At 72.4% G+C, this 14417-nt stretch carries 16 protein-coding genes; 13 read left to right on the forward strand and 3 right to left on the reverse strand.

Features of this window, described 5'->3' with window-relative positions:
* On the reverse strand, positions 1 to 283 hold a 283-nt coding region (locus tag KDL01_RS11170), incomplete at its 3' end, for a MerR family transcriptional regulator (RefSeq protein WP_212528349.1).
* A gap of 123 nt (positions 284 to 406) precedes the next feature.
* Here KDL01_RS11170 and KDL01_RS11175 point away from each other — a divergent pair.
* Entirely contained in the window at positions 407 to 892 is a 486-nt protein-coding gene (locus tag KDL01_RS11175) for a DUF4188 domain-containing protein (protein WP_212528350.1), read from the forward strand.
* Positions 893 to 953: 61 nt separating this feature from the next.
* Here the strand turns inward: KDL01_RS11175 and KDL01_RS11180 are convergent, their stop codons facing one another.
* Positions 954 to 1157: an FmdB family zinc ribbon protein gene (locus KDL01_RS11180; protein ID WP_212528351.1), complete on the reverse strand. Its 204-nt coding sequence runs from the start codon at positions 1155 to 1157 to the stop codon at positions 954 to 956.
* Positions 1158 to 1299: 142 nt separating this feature from the next.
* On the opposite strand from KDL01_RS11180, the gene KDL01_RS11185 reads away from it, so the two are divergent.
* The 10 genes from KDL01_RS11185 (at position 1300) to KDL01_RS11230 (ending at position 10989) form a co-directional block, all read left to right on the forward strand.
* Positions 1300 to 4149 (forward strand): Na+/H+ antiporter subunit A, encoded by a 2850-nt coding sequence (locus tag KDL01_RS11185; RefSeq protein WP_212528352.1) that lies wholly within the window; start codon positions 1300 to 1302, stop codon positions 4147 to 4149.
* Entirely contained in the window at positions 4146 to 4847 is a 702-nt protein-coding gene (locus tag KDL01_RS11190; RefSeq protein ID WP_212528353.1) for an NADH-quinone oxidoreductase subunit K, read from the forward strand. The genes KDL01_RS11185 and KDL01_RS11190 overlap by 4 nt, the downstream gene beginning before the upstream one ends.
* Positions 4844 to 6466 (forward strand): Na+/H+ antiporter subunit D, encoded by a 1623-nt coding sequence (locus KDL01_RS11195; RefSeq protein WP_212528354.1) that lies wholly within the window; start codon positions 4844 to 4846, stop codon positions 6464 to 6466. Before KDL01_RS11190 ends, KDL01_RS11195 begins: the two co-directional genes overlap by 4 nt.
* Positions 6463 to 7008: a Na+/H+ antiporter subunit E gene (locus KDL01_RS11200; protein WP_212528355.1), complete on the forward strand. Its 546-nt coding sequence runs from the start codon at positions 6463 to 6465 to the stop codon at positions 7006 to 7008. Before KDL01_RS11195 ends, KDL01_RS11200 begins: the two co-directional genes overlap by 4 nt.
* On the forward strand, positions 7005 to 7391 hold the full coding sequence (locus KDL01_RS11205; protein ID WP_212528356.1) for an MrpF/PhaF family protein: 387 nt from the start codon (positions 7005 to 7007) through the stop codon (positions 7389 to 7391). The genes KDL01_RS11200 and KDL01_RS11205 overlap by 4 nt, the downstream gene beginning before the upstream one ends.
* A 2-nt stretch (positions 7392 to 7393) precedes the next feature.
* Positions 7394 to 7693 carry a monovalent cation/H(+) antiporter subunit G gene (gene mnhG, locus KDL01_RS11210; protein ID WP_212528357.1) on the forward strand — a complete coding sequence of 100 codons (300 nt, stop codon included), beginning with the start codon at positions 7394 to 7396 and terminating at the stop codon, positions 7691 to 7693.
* A 168-nt stretch (positions 7694 to 7861) separates the two neighbouring features.
* A complete protein-coding gene (locus KDL01_RS11215; RefSeq protein ID WP_212528358.1) occupies positions 7862 to 8713 on the forward strand; it encodes an EamA family transporter in 852 nt (283 codons plus the stop codon).
* A 22-nt stretch (positions 8714 to 8735) separates the two neighbouring features.
* Entirely contained in the window at positions 8736 to 9410 is a 675-nt protein-coding gene (locus KDL01_RS11220; protein WP_212528359.1) for an O-methyltransferase, read from the forward strand.
* 62 nt (positions 9411 to 9472) lie between these two features.
* Complete coding sequence (ung, locus tag KDL01_RS11225) at positions 9473 to 10177, forward strand: uracil-DNA glycosylase (RefSeq protein WP_307846241.1); 705 nt, start codon at positions 9473 to 9475, stop codon at positions 10175 to 10177.
* Positions 10178 to 10275: 98 nt separating this feature from the next.
* Entirely contained in the window at positions 10276 to 10989 is a 714-nt protein-coding gene (locus KDL01_RS11230; protein ID WP_212528360.1) for a DUF4232 domain-containing protein, read from the forward strand.
* 44 nt (positions 10990 to 11033) lie between these two features.
* Here the strand turns inward: KDL01_RS11230 and KDL01_RS11235 are convergent, their stop codons facing one another.
* The gene (locus tag KDL01_RS11235; RefSeq protein WP_212528361.1) at positions 11034 to 11768 is read right to left on the reverse strand and encodes a VIT1/CCC1 transporter family protein; all 735 of its coding nucleotides are present in this window, start codon (positions 11766 to 11768) and stop codon (positions 11034 to 11036) included.
* 260 nt (positions 11769 to 12028) lie between these two features.
* Between KDL01_RS11235 and KDL01_RS11240 the strand changes: the two genes are divergently transcribed.
* Both KDL01_RS11240 and KDL01_RS11245 read left to right on the forward strand, forming a co-directional pair.
* The gene (locus KDL01_RS11240; protein WP_212528362.1) at positions 12029 to 12577 is read left to right on the forward strand and encodes a DinB family protein; all 549 of its coding nucleotides are present in this window, start codon (positions 12029 to 12031) and stop codon (positions 12575 to 12577) included.
* Between the two features lie 222 nt (positions 12578 to 12799).
* Complete coding sequence (locus KDL01_RS11245) at positions 12800 to 14377, forward strand: carbohydrate binding domain-containing protein (protein WP_212528363.1); 1578 nt, start codon at positions 12800 to 12802, stop codon at positions 14375 to 14377.
* Positions 14378 to 14417: the final 40 nt, after the last annotated feature.

Genomic DNA, 14417 nt, shown 5'->3' on the forward strand with positions numbered 1-14417 from the left:
GGGTGGGGCGGTTGGTCACCGCGCGGTGCGTCTCGCCGAGGACGTCGTCGAGGGGGAGCTGCGGGTCGTCCGCGGCGGCGAGCACGCGCCGGGTGTCGGTCACGCTCAGGCGGCCGACCTCCACCAGGGACCGGATCAGGCGCAGCCGGGCGAGGTGCTCGGGGCCGTAGTCGGCCTGGTTGCGGGCGGTGCGCTCGCCTGCGGGCAGCAGGCCTTCGCGCAGGTAGTACTTGACCGTGGGCAGCGGGACGCCGCTGGCCGCCGACAGCTCGCCGATGCGCATCGACACTCCGTAATACGGTCCGCCGCCCGGATCCTTGACAGGTCGGGGGCAGGAATGGATAGTGGTGCTATCCGCTATGGATAGTGGATAGCACCACTATCCCACAATCGGGAGGTGAGGGCGATGGCCAAGGCCGTCCCCGGCCGGATGTCCGCCCACATCGAGGGAGACTTCGTGGTCTTCCTCGTCGGGATGCGGTTCAACCGGCCCTGGCATCTGCGCAAGGCCTGGCTGGCGTTCACCGCGATGCCCCGGATGCTGCGCTACCTCTATCAGCACCCGGACCAGGGGCTGCTCGGGCACACGCTCGCGATCGGGGCGAACGGGCCGGTCGTGATCCAGTACTGGCGCAGCGTCGAGCAGCTCGAGGCCTTCGCGAGCTCCACCGCCGCGCCGCACCATCCGGCCTGGCGGACCTGGAACAAGGTGATCGGCTACCAGAGCCCTGATATCGGCGTCTGGCACGAGTCCTACCAGGTCAAGGCCGGGGCGTACGAGTGCCTGTACGGCAACATGCCGCGCTTCGGCCTGGCCGCGGCGGGCGAGCACGTGTCGGCGGCGCGCAAGGGCGAGACCGCCGCGCAACGCCGTGGCGCCGCGCCGGCCTGATCCGCGCCGGCCTGATCCCCGCTGGTAAGCGCGCCCGGCCCGCCGACCTCAGCGGACACCGCTACCCGCAGCACCCGCCGCCGCAGCATCCGCCGCCCGAGGCGGCGGGGCCCGGGGCGCGGCCGCCCACGGACACGGCCGAGAAGAGCTTGACCGTGTCGGTGTGCCCGGCCGGGCAGAGGGCGGGAGCGTCCGACTCGGTCATCGGGCGGGTCTGCTCGAAGGTCGCGCCGCAGGCGCGACAGCGGTACTCGTAACGTGCCATGGCATCGAGTCTAAGGCTTGGGCGACCGGAAACGACGGCGTGTCCGTTCTCCGTATTAATGCGGATATACCGCACAATTCAGGAGGGACCCGGTGTCCCCTCGGCTCAGGCGCCGTGATCGCGGAGGCGGAAGGACCAGCGCGTGCTGTGGACGGTGGCCGTGCACGCGCTCGCCGCAGTGCTCGCCCCGCCGCTGGTGCACCGCTTCGGCCGCAACGCGTTCTTCGTGCTGGCCGCGGCCCCGGCCGCGGCGCTGGTCTGGGCGCTGACGCAGACCTCGAGCGTGCTCGCCGGGCATCCGCTCGAGCAGGTGGTGCAGTGGATCCCGGCCTACGACGTCTCGCTCGCCTTCCGGCTCGACCCGCTCGGCCTGCTGCTGCTCTACCTCGCCTCCGGCATCGGCGCGCTGGTGCTGGTCTACTGCGCCCGCTACTTCGACTCGGACGAGCCGGGCCTCGGCCTGTTCGCCGCCTCGCTCACCGCCTTCGCCGGTGCGATGATCGGCCTGGTCCTGGCCGACGACCTGGTGCTGCTGTTCGTGTTCTGGGAACTGACCACGATCCTGTCGTTCCTTTTGATCGGGCACTACGCGGACCGGCCGGCGGCGCGGCGCAGCGCGCTGCGGGCCGTGACCGTCACCACCTTCGGCGGGCTCGCGCTGCTGGCCGGGGTGGTGATCCTGGGTCAGGCGGCCGGGACGTACCGCATCTCCGCGATCCTGGCCCACCCGCCGCGCGGCACGGCGGTGACCGCGGCGCTGGTGCTCGTGCTGATCGGCGCGTTCGCCAAGTCGGCGGTCTTCCCGTTCAGCCAGTGGCTGCCCGGGGCGATGGCCGCGCCCACCCCGGTCAGCGCGTACCTGCACGCCGCGGCCATGGTCAAGGCTGGGATCTACCTGATCGCGCGGTTCGCCCCGGCCTACGGGACCGAGTCGTACTGGACCGGGCTGTGCTTCGTCCTCGGCGGCGCCACCATGCTCCTCGGCGGCATCAGGGCCCTGCGGGAGAACGACCTCAAGCGGGTGCTCGCCTTCGGCACCGTGAGCCAGCTCGGCTTCCTCACCGCGATCCTCGGCGGCGGGCACCGGGACGAGGCGTACGCGGGCGTCGCGATGGTGCTCGCGCACGCGCTGTTCAAGGCTCCGCTCTTCCTCGCCGTCGGCGTCATCGACCACTGCGCCAAGACTCGCGACCTGCGTAAACTCTCCGGCCTCGGGCGTTCGATGCCCACCCTCTGCGTCGTCACCTGCCTGGCCGCGGCCTCCATGGCCGGCATTCCGCCGCTGCTCGGCTTCGGGGCCAAGGAGAGCGTGTTCGACGCCTTCTGGTCCGGCGCCGACGACGGGTCGCGGGTGGATCCGTACATGCTGGCCGTGTTCACCGTCGGGTCCGCGCTCACGGTCGGGTACACCTGCCGCGTCGTGTGGGGGGCGTTCGCCGTGAAGCCCGGAGTCGCGCCCACCCCGGTACATCGCGAAGGAGCGCTCTTCCTCGCTCCGGCGGCCGTGCTCGCGCTGGCCGGACTCGTGCTCGGCATCGGCGCGCCCGTGCTCAACGGGCTCTTCGCCGCCTACGCCGACACCCTGCCTGGACCGCACCACCTGCAGCTGCACATCGCCGGGTGGAGCGGGATCGGGCTGCCGCCCGCGCTCTCCGCCATCGCCTGGGCCGGCGGCGCCGCGCTCTTCCTCGCCCGCGCACCGCTGCTGCGCTTCCAGCGCGACCACACCCTGCCCGAGGGCGAGGACGTCGTGACCAATCTGCTGCTCGTCCTCGAACGGGCCTCGCTGCAGATCACCGGCTCGCTGCAACGCGGTTCGCTGCCCGGGTACCTCGGCACGGTCTTCCTCAGCGCGGTCGGCCTCGGCATCTGGGCCCTGAGTTCCGGCGCGCCCTGGGCGCTGCCGCACCCGGTGCCCTGGTGGTTCTCCCGCACGCAGCTGGTCGTCGCGGTCCTGACCTGCCTTGCCGCCCTGAGCGTGCCGCTGCTGCGCGGACGCCTCGCCGCCGCCCTGCTGACCGGCGTGACCGGGTTCGCGGTGGCGATCCTCTTCCTCGTCGACGACGCCCCCGACCTCGCCTTCACCCAGCTGGCCGCCGAGACCGTCTCGCTGATCGTGTTCGTCCTCGTCCTGCGCCGGCTCGGCCCCGAGTTCGTGCCCACCGCGCGCTCCCGCCGCCGGGCCGGGCACCTGGCCACGGCCGTCGCCACCGGCGCCGTCCTGAGCGCCCTGACGTACGTGGCGGCGGCCGCGCGCGGGGTCGCGCCGGTCGGCCCCGGGTACGGCGTGCTGGCCGAGCGCGCCAAGCTCGGCAACGTGGTGGGCGCCATCATCGTGGACTTCCGCTCCTGGGACACCCTCGGCGAGAGCAGCGTGCTGGCGATCTGCGCGGCCGGGGTCACCAGCCTCGTCTTCGCCCGCCGCGGCGCCGCCGCGCTGGCCCGCCACCAGCCGCCCGAGCGGGCCGCGGCCGAAGCGGCCTCCGGCGGCTGGCTGGCCGCGCGCCCGGCCGTGCTGCAGCGCTCGCTGCAGCTCGAGGTGGTGGCCCGGCTGACCTATCACACGATCCTGCTCGTCTCGCTCTACCTGCTCTTCCACGGCGAGGCCGGGCTCGGCGGCGGCTTCGTGGCCGGGCTGCTGGCCGGGCTCGGGCTGACGATGCGTTACCTGGCCGGCGGGCGCTACGAACTGGCCGCGGCCGCGCCGGTCGACGCGGGTGTGCTGCTCGGCGTGGGCATGGCGCTGGCCGCCGGGACCGCGCTGCTCGGCTACGCCTGGGGGGACACCGTGCTGGCGCCGGGCGAGTTCGTGCTGCACCTGCCGGTGACCGGCGAGGTGGACGTACACAGCTCCCTGCTGTTCGACTTCGGGGTCTACGTCCTGGTGATCGGCATCGTGCTGGACATCCTGCGCTCATTCGGCTCCGAGCTCGACCGGCACATCGCCGCCGACCGCGCCGCCGAGGCGGCCGAGGCCGGAGGCGCGCCGTGACCGAGGGCGCGACCAGCCTCACCCTCGTGGCCACCGGCGGCCTGCTGGTGGCCTGCGGGGTGTACCTGCTGCTGGCGCAGAGCCTGACCCGGCTGGTGCTCGGCTTCATCCTGGCCGGCAACGGACTCAATGTATTGATCCTTGCCGCGGGCGGGCTCGGGCCGGCCGACGTGCTCACCCAGGCCATGATCCTCACCGCCATCGTGATCACCCTGGGCATGGCCGCGTACCTGCTCGCGATGGCCTACCGCACCTGGCAGCTGACCGGCGACGACCTGGTCCAGGACGACGTGGAGGACCGCCGGATCGCCAACGAAGCGCACCGCGAGGACCTGCGCGGGGAGCTGCGGGCCCAGCGCGCGGAGTACCGGACCGAGCGCCGCGCCGCCCTCGCCCTCGCCCGCCACCGGCGCCAGGAACTGCGCGATTCGCTGCGCGAGGCCCGCCGCGAGCTGCGCGCCAGGGCCCGGCTGCAGCGCGCCATCGCGGCCCGGGCCGAGGACTACGAGTACCTCGAGGAGGAGACGGAGACCGACACCGACTTCACCCGCCCGCCCGAACGGCCCGCCGAGCCGCGTACCGAGCCGCGTACCGAGCCGCGTACCGAGCCGCGTACCGACAAGCCCGCCGAGCCGCCGTCCGACCCGCCGTCCGACAAGCCCGCGGATCCGCCCGCCGACCCCGGTGGCCGGCCATGAAGGGCCTCGTCCCGCTCCCGGTGCTGCTGCCGCTGTTCGCCGTCGGCCTCAAGTTCGTGCTCGGCCCGCGCCGCCTGCGTATCCAGACCCTGATCTCGCTCGCGGTGCTGACCGCGGACCTCGTCATCAGCTCGATCCTGATGGTGGGCGCCGACCAGCACGGGCCGATCGTGGTCCAGGTCGGCGGGTTCGCCGCGCCGCTCGGGATCACGCTCGTGGTCGACCGCTTCTCCGGGCTGATGCTGGCGATCTCCTCCACCGTCACCCTGGCCGTGCTCGTCTACTCGCAGAGCCAGCGCACCGCCGACGAGAACGAGGACGAGGCCGGGACGCCGCTGGCGGTGTTCTACCCCACCTACCTCGTGCTCGCCGCCGGGATCGCCGACAGCTTCCTGGCCGGGGACCTGTTCAACCTCTACGTCGGCTTCGAGGTCATGCTGACGGCCAGTTACGTGCTGATGACCATCGGGGGAAGCGAGCAGCGGATCCGGCACGGCGCGGTCTACATCATGGTCGGCGCGTCCTCCTCGCTGCTGTTCGTGGCCGCGATCGCGGTGGCCTACGCGGCCTGCGGCACCGTCAACCTGGCCGACCTCTCCACCCGGCTGGCCACCACCGAGCCCGCGGTGCGCCTGGCCGTGCAGGTGCTGCTGCTGACCGTCTTCGCGGTCAAGGCGGCCGTCTTCCCGCTCTCGGCCTGGCTGCCCGACTCCTACCCGACCGCGCCCGCGCCGGTCACCGCCGTGTTCGCCGGACTGCTCACCAAGGTCGGCGTCTACTCGCTCATCCGCACCCAGACGCTGCTGTTCCCGCACGACGGGCGCACCTCGCTGCTCTACGCCGTGGCCGCCCTTTCCATGATCGTGGGCATCCTCGGCGCCGTGGCCCAGGCCGATCTCAAACGCCTGCTGTCGTTCACCCTGGTCAGCCACGTCGGATTCCTGGTGCTCGGTCTGGCCCTCGGCACCGTGCGGGCGCTGTCCGGCGCCCTGTTCTACGCCATCACCCACATCACCGTGCAGACGACGCTGTTCCTGGTGACGGGGCTGATCGAACGGCGCGAGGGCACCGCCGACTTCGGCCGGCTGGCCGGCCTGGCCCGGATGAGCCCGCTGCTCGGGGTGCTGTTCTTCCTGCCCGCGATGAACCTGGCCGGGATCCCGCCGCTGTCCGGCTTCGTGGCCAAGCTCGCCCTGCTCCAGGCCGCCGCGGCCGTGGGCGGGGTGGGCGCGTATTTCCTGCTCGCGGCCATGCTGGTGACCAGCCTGCTGACGCTCTACGCCATGTCCAAGGTCTGGTCGCGGGCGTTCTGGCGCGATCCGGGCGAGGGGCTCGGCAAGGAGCGCGAGCGGCAGATCGTCTTCCCCGGCGTGGCCGGCGTCGCGGTGATCCGCAGCACCGTCGGCGAGGCCCGCGGCATCGGCGGGCGGCGCATCGCGACCGGCGAGAACTACCCGGCTGGCATGCTCGGCGCCACCATCGCCCTGCTGCTGCTCAGCCTCGCCTACACGGTCTGGGCCGGGCCGATCGCCCGCTACACCACCCGCGCGGCGGCCGAGCTGCTCGACCCGGCCGCGTACGTGCAGGCGGTGCAGGCCGTCGTGGGAGGTGCGCATTGAAATCGGTCCTGCGCCTGCGCCGCAGCCTCAACCCGACCGCGCTGCTGTGGCTGCTCGGGGTGTGGCTGCTGCTGTGGGGGAGTATCAGTCCTCTGGCGATCGTCTCCGGCCTGCTGATCGGCGTGGTGCTGCTGGTGGCCACGCCGCAGCCGCCGGTCGAGATCGGGCTGCGGCTGCGGCCGCTGCGGGTGCTCGGCCTGCTGGCCTACATCACGGTGGACCTGGTGGTGGCCAGCTTCCGGGTCACCGCGCAGATCCTGCGCCCCGGCCCGCCCGCCTCGGCGATCTTCGAGGTCCCGCTGCGGGTGCGCGGCGGCCTGATGATGACGATGGTGGCCGTCGCGGTCTCGGCGGTGCCCGGCAGCACCGTGCTCGACGTGCGCCCGGAGCGCGGATTCCTCGAGATCCACGTTCTCGACGCATCCTCGCCGAAGGCCGAGCAGAACCTGCACCGCGAGGTGCGCGACCTCGAGCGGCGCATCGTCGCCGCGTTCGGCTCGCGGGCCGAGCGCGCGCGGGTACGGGAAGGGAACGCGCGATGACCATGGACGAGTTCTGCCTCTACGGCGCCGCGGGCGTGCTGGCCGTGGCGGCGCTGCTGGTGCTGGTGCGCACGGTGCTCGGGCCGACGGCGTACGACCGGTCCATCGGGCTCGACGTGCTCACCGCCATCTGCCTGGCCGCGATCTCGGTGGACGCGGCCGAGCACCGCGACGGCGAGTACCTGCCGATGCTCCTGCTGCTGTCGCTGGTGGGCTTCACCGGCGCGGTGTGCATCGCCCGCTTCGCCGGGTCCGAGGCGGGCGAGGAGGTCTCCGGCGACGACGGCTGCGTGGTGCCCGGGCCGCAGGACACCCTCGGCGGGTCGCTGCCCGCGCCGCTGCCGGAGACGGAACTCGAGAAGCGGCGCGAGGAGGGACTGTAGCGATGCGGGCGACGGAGGTCCTCGACGACGTCGGCGACGTGGCGATCCTCGGCGGCGCGCTGTGGTCGCTGATCGCGGGGATCGGGCTGCTGCGGCTGCCCGACGTGCTCACCCGCATGCACGCGGCGACCAAGCCGCAGGTGCTCGGGCTGCTGATGGTGGTGTTCGGCGTGGCGCTGCGGCTGCGCGACGCCAACGACATCACGACGCTGATCCTGGTCGGGCTGTTCCAGACCTGGACCGTGCCGGTGGCCGCGCACATGGTCGCCCGGGCCGCCCGGCGGCGCGCCACCAAGCCCTGACCCGAGCGGTCCGCCGCGGGCGAGCGGCCCGGTTCCGATGGCCGTAAGCAGCGCTTACGGGCCCTCACGGATCCTGCGCCAAACAATGTGATCATCGGTCCGGCACGCGGCTAGAGTGGGCAGGCCGCCCGCGGCGCCCCACCTCGCCGACCCGACCCGGAGTCACCCATGCCGCCGATTCTCGCCCTGATCGCCTCCGCGGTCTGGGGCAGCAGCGACTTCGCCGGCTCGATGCTCTCCCGGCGCTGGCCCTCCACGGCCGTGGTCTTCCTCGGCTCCAGCCTCGTCTTCGTCCTGCTCGTGCTCGGCGTGCCGCTGGTGCACCCGCCGTTCGGCGCCTACCAGCTCTACGGCTTCGGCGCGGGCCTGGCCGGCGCGAGCGCGCTCGCCTGCTTCTACGAGGCGATGGCCGCCGGGCCGATGTCGCTGGTCGCGCCGCTGTCGGCGACGAGCGCGGCCGTGCCGGTGATCTGGGCCATCGCCCGCGGCGGCCGGGTGGACGCGCTGCAGGCCGCGGGCATCGTGCTCGCCTTCGTCGGCGTCGTGCTCGCCTCCGGGCCGGAACTGCGCGAAGGCAGCCTGGTCAGCCGCTCCACCCTGCTGTGCACGCTCGTGTCCGCGATCGGCTTCGGGCTCTACTACATCTTCTTCGCCCTCGGCTCCGCCACCAGCGTCTACGGCACCCTGCTCTCCCAACGCGCCGCCGGCGTCCTGGTGCTCGCGCCGGTCGCGCTGCGCGGGCTGCGCACCGGCAAGGGCCCGCTGCGCGGTCTGGCCTTCAGCGCCGCCACCGTCGGCATGCTGCTCTACTGCAGCATCGGGGACGTGAGCGCGAACGGGCTCTACGGCCTGGCCACCCGGCACGCCGGGAGCGAACTGCCGGTGGTCATGGCGCTGTCCGGGCTCTACCCCGTGGTCAGCACCCTGCTCGCGCGCGGCCTGCTCAAGGAGCGGCTGCGCCCGGTCCAGAACATCGGAATCCTCGCCGCGTTCACCGGAGTCCTCCTGCTCAACGCGTAGCCGTTTAAGTACACTCCGACACATGACCGCGACCCCGGTACCGATCACCCCCGAGCTGCACACCTACCTCCTCGCCCACACCTCGCCCAGGGACGAGGTGCAGAACTGGCTGATCGAGCGCACGGCCGAACTCGGCGGCGTCGCCCGGATGCAGATCGCGCCGGAACAGGGGGTGCTGCTCACCATCCTGGCCCGGCTCACCCGCGCCGAGGTGGCCGTGGAGGTCGGCACGTTCACCGGGTACTCCTCGATCTGCATCGCCCGCGGCCTGGCCGAGGGCGGCCGGCTGATCTGCTGCGACATCAGCGAGCAGTGGACCGCGATCGCGCGCGAGGCCTGGAGCCGGGCCGGTGTGGCCGAGCGGATCGACCTGCGCATCGCCCCCGCGCTCGAGACCCTCGAGGCGCTGCCGGCCGGGGAGCACATCGACTTCGCGTTCGTGGACGCGGACAAGGAGCCGTACTGGGAGTATTACAGCGCTCTGATCACCCGGCTGCGTCCGGGCGGGATCCTGGCGTTCGACAACACCTTCCGCAACGGCGACGTGGTCGACTCCCGCCGGGCCGGGGCCGGGCGGGGCGGAGACCCGGATCCGGGCGCCCTGCACGTGTTCAACGAGCGGCTGGTGGCGGACGAGCGGGTCGAGGTGGTCATGCTGCCGATCGCGGACGGGCTGACGGTGGCGCAGAAGCGGTAGACGGTGTCCGGGTTCAACCGTCGGTGCCACGCCTGTCGGAGGCGGCCGCTACGGTGGCCCCTGTGACTACCGAAGAGCTGACCGCGTCGACCGATCTGCACCTGCCGCCGCTGCCCGAATCCTGGCGGCAGGCCCTCGGCGCGGAGACCGAGAAGCCGTACTACCGCGAGCTCGACGCCTTCGTCGCGGCCGAGCGCGCGGCGCACCAGGTCTTCCCGCCGCGTGAAGAGGTGTTCGCCGCGCTCGACGCCACCGCGTACCAGGACGTGCGGGTGGTGCTGCTCGGGCAGGACCCGTACCACGACGACGGCCAGGCGCACGGCCTGTGCTTCTCGGTGCGTCCCGGCGTGCGCGTGCCGCCGTCGCTGCGCAACATGTACAAGGAGCTCAACGCGGACCTCGGCCTGCCGGTCCCGGTCGGCGGGGACCTGCGCCCGTGGACCAAGCAGGGCGTGCTGCTGCTCAACACGGTGCTCACGGTGCGCGCGCACGAGGCCAACTCGCACAAGAAGCACGGCTGGGAGACCTTCACCGACGCGGTGATCCGGGCCGTGAGCGAGCGGGAGCAGCCGGTCGTGTTCGTGCTCTGGGGCGGCCCGGCCAAGACCAAGACGGCGCTGATCGACACCGCCAAGCACCGGGTCATAGAAGGCGTGCACCCCTCGCCGCTCTCGGCGAACAAGGGCTTCCACGGCTCCCGGCCCTACTCCGCGGTCAACGCGGCGCTGGCCGAGCTCGGCTACCCGCCGGTGGACTGGACCCTGTGAGCTGAGGGCGCCGCCTTCGGCGGGGTGCGGCGCGCCCGGCCGCAGCCGGTCTCAACCGGCGAGCCCGTTCCCGCGTCTCTCCCGCCGGAGGTGTCACCATGACCATGAGCAGGGGTCAGTTCGTCGCCGTGACGGTCGTGCTCGCCGCGGCCGTGATGGCCGGGGCCGGGTACTGGGCGTACTCGGCCGTCGCGGGTCCGTCCACGCCGCCGCAGGCCCGGCCGCCGGCCACCGGCTCCGTGACGAACCCGGGCGCGGGCGGCGGATCCTCCGTCACCGTGCCGACCTCGGCGAGCGGCGCGTCCCCGTCGGCCGCCGCCGGTGCGAGCGCCTCGGCCTCCGCGCCCACGTCCGGGACGCCCCAGTGCCTCAACGGCGACATCACGGTGAGCCTGGGCCAGGGCGGGGGCGCCGCCGGGCACATCAGCGTCCTGCTGCTGTTCGCCAACGGCTCGGGACACCCCTGCTACCTGCACGGCTACCCGGGCGCCGAACTCGTGGACCCGAGCGGCACGCTGCCGCCGCTGGACGCGGTCAGGAAGCTGACCGGCTACATGGGCGGGGCCCAGGGGATGAGCGCGGCGCCGACGGTGACGCTGGCCGCCGGGCAGACCGTCTCGGCGGTGCTGGAGTGGACCGACGTCAGCTCCGGCTCGACCGCCTCCTGCTACACCGGGGCCGACAGCCTCGCGGTGACCCCGCCGAACTCGACCGCGGCCACGAAGCTCAGCCTCGGCTCCGGCGCGACGGTCTGCGGCGGGTTCGAGGTGCACCCGGTGCTCGCGGTGATCGGCAACACGCCGACCGGGTGAGCCGGCCGCGGCGTCGCGCGCCGGCCTGGCGCCCTGGCCCGGTCTCAGCCTACGCTCGTGCCGATCAGGGTACCGATGAGGTAGGTCGCGCCGGCCGCGACGGCGGCGAGCCCCAGCTGGCGCACGGCGCTGAACCACACCGGACGCGACGTCAGCTTGCCGACGGCGCCGCCGCCGATCAGCGCGCCGAGCGCGGACAGCAGCAGGGCCAGCCAGAGCGCCTGCGCGCCGAACAGGTACGGGGCCAGCGGAATGATCGCGCCGAGGGTGAAGGAGGCGAACGAGGCCCCGGCCGCCGTCCACGGCGAGGGCAGGTCGTGCGGGTCCACCCCGAGTTCCTCGCGCACGTGCATCTTCAGGCCCTGGTCCGGCTGGGCCGAGATCTGCTCGACCACCTTGTGCGCCAGGTCCGGATCAACACCCTGCGCCACGAACGCGGCGGCCAGCTCCAGCCGCTCGCCTATCGGATTGCGCTTGAGCTCGTGCCGCTCCTTGGCCACCTCGGCCTGTACCAGCTCGTTCTGCGAGGAGACCGAGACGTACTCGCCGGTGGCCATCGAGAAGGCGCCGGCCACCAGACCGGCGATGCCGGTCAGGGCGACCGTGTGCGCCGAGCCGCCGCCCGCGCCCACGCCGCTGATCAGCGAGACGTTGGTGACCAGGCCGTCCATCGCGCCGAACACGGCCGGGCGCAGCCAGCCGCCGGAGACGTCCCGGTGGTGGTGCGGCGGCGGGGGCCCCGGGTTGCGCGGGGGGTGCGGCTTGTCGGCGGCGGGCACAACGACTCCCGGTCGGTTCGAGGCGCGCGGCCGCACGCGCGGGGACGGAAAGACGGCCGGATGATCGCCACAGTAGCGTCAATAAGGCCTTCATTCAAAACTCGATGATATAAGGAAAGCCTTACCTGATCGGCGTTTCCGTGTGATCTGTCGATAACGACGATAAAACCGCCGCGCCCATTCACCGCGATTCGCGCGGCCGGTCGGCGGGCCGGAAAACGGCTTGCCGAGCCCGCGCGGAGAGCGCCAGGATCACCGTCATGAGCCATCGCAGAGCTGACATGTTCCTCGAACCGGACTCCGACACCCGCGCCGAACCGCCGACTCGCGGCGGCGAACTCGACACCCTGACCGGATTCCTGCGCTGGCAACGCGAGACCTTCGCGCTCAAATGTTCGGGGCTCGACGCCGGGCAACTCGCCCGCCGCGCGGTGGAGCCCTCGACCCTCTCGCTGCTCGGGCTGCTGCGCCACCTCGCCGACGTCGAACGCGGCTGGTTCCGGGTCACCCTGGCCGGGCAGGACGCGCCCGCGCACTTCGTCACCGGGGACGACGGCGAGTTCACCGGCGCGCTGCCCGACCCCGGGATCGTGGCCGAGGCGTGGGCGAGGTGGCACGCGGAAGTCGACTTCGCCGAGCGGTTCGTGGCCGAGGCGCCGGACCTGGACGCCGTGGGCAGGACGCCGGACGCGTGGCGCGGCCCGATGTCGCTGCGCTGGGTGCTGACCCACATGATCGAGGAGTACGCGCGGCACAACGGCCACGCGGATCTGCTGCGGGAGCGGATCGACGGACGGCTCGGGCAGTAGGCGCCGGAGGTCCACCCACTGCGTCATCGAGCCCGAATACGACCGGGATGAGAGCCCGGACCGAGGCCGGCACCGCGGCCGGGACGCGCCGCCGCGCGAATCAGCCCGCGCAGACGTCTTGACAGCCCGACAGGTCTAGTCCAATCTCCCCACTAGTCCCTGCTCCGGAGCGGGCGCACCGCCACCCACCGTGCTCTTTTCGTGCTGCCCTGGAGTCCCCCCATGCCGCTGAAACCACCCCGCAAGCCGCGTCCACAGCCACTGTCCTCGGCTCGACGCGCCGTTCTCGCCGCGGTCACCGCCCTGGCGCTGGCCGTGACCACCGGTCTTGCCGCCGTCGTGCTCTCCGCCTCCCCGGCGATGGCCGCGACGACGAACCTGTTGTCCAACCCGGGGTTCGAGTCCGGGACCCTGTCCGGCTGGACCTGCGACGCGGGCACCGGAGCGGTGGTCACCTCGCCCGTGCATTCGGGGTCTTATGCGCTGGAGGGCACGCCCTCGTCGTCGGACGACGCGCAGTGCACGCAGACGGTCTCGGTCCTCGCGAACACCTCGTACACGCTCTCGGGCTACGTCGAGGGCTCGTACGTGTACATCGGGGTGACCAGTGGGACGGACACGTGGACGCCGAGTGCGACCAGCTATTCCCAGTTGAGCGTGACGTTCACGACCGGGGCGTCGCAGACCTCGGTGCAGGTGTACGTACACGGGTGGTACGCGCAGCCGGCCTACTACGCGGATGACCTGGCGCTGACCGGACCGGCCGGGGCGAGTTCCTCCGCGTCGGCGAGCGCTTCCGCATCGAAGTCGCCGACGCCGACGCCGTCGGCCTCCGCGTCCGCCAGTGCCTCCCCGTCCGCGAGCGCGTCCGCGTCCGCCTCGGCGAGCCCGACCAGCTCCGTGACCAGCCCGCCCGGCGGCCTGAACTGGAAGGTCGCGCCCTACATCGACATCACGGCGTCCACCCCGACCCTGCTGCAGATCGAGCAGGCCACCGGCCAGAAGACGTTCACGCTCGCGTTCCTGCTCGGCAGCAGTGCGGGCTGCGTCCCGGAGTGGGGCGGCACCATCGCGCTGACCGACTCGCGCATCATCGGTGAGATCGACGCGCTGCGGGCGGCCGGCGGTGACGTCGCGGTCTCCTTCGGCGGCGCCGAGGGGCCGTACCTGGAGACGACCTGTTCCAGCGAATCGCAGCTCGAGGCGGCGTACCAGACCATCGTGAGCACGTTGAAGGTCACCCACCTCGACTTCGACATGGAGGCGGCCACCAACACCTCCGAGGTGAACCAGGCGATCGCGCAGGTCCAGGCGGCCAACCCCGGCCTGGTGATCTCCTACACGCTCGAGGTCCAGGCGGCCACCTACGGCCTGACCCCCGCGCTCGGCGTGCAGGTACTGCAGAACGCGGTCTCCGAGGGCGTGAAGGTCGGCATCGTCAACCCGATGACCATGGACTTCGCGCCCGACGGGGACTGGGGCACCTCGGTGATCGAGGCGGCCGAGTCCACCGAGGCGCAGATGGCCACGATCTGGCCGAGCGACACCACCGCCCAGCTGTACGCGATGCTCGGGGTGACTCCGATGATCGGCGACAACGACACCGGCCCGGTGTTCACCATCGCCGACGCGCAGGAGCTGGTCTCCTGGGCGCAGAGCGAGCACATCGGGCGCCTGGCGTTCTGGTCCGAGGGCCGGGACAACGGCGGCTGCCCGAGCGGCGGGGTCTCCCCGACCTGTAGCGGGATCTCCCAGTCGAGCTTCCAGTTCACCTCGATATTCGCCGGGTTCACCGGCTGACCTGCGCTGATGCGGGCCGGTCGAGTTTCGGGTTTCACCG

The organism is Actinospica durhamensis (genome assembly GCF_018139695.1).
GTDB lineage: Bacteria > Actinomycetota > Actinomycetes > Streptomycetales > Catenulisporaceae > Actinospica > Actinospica durhamensis.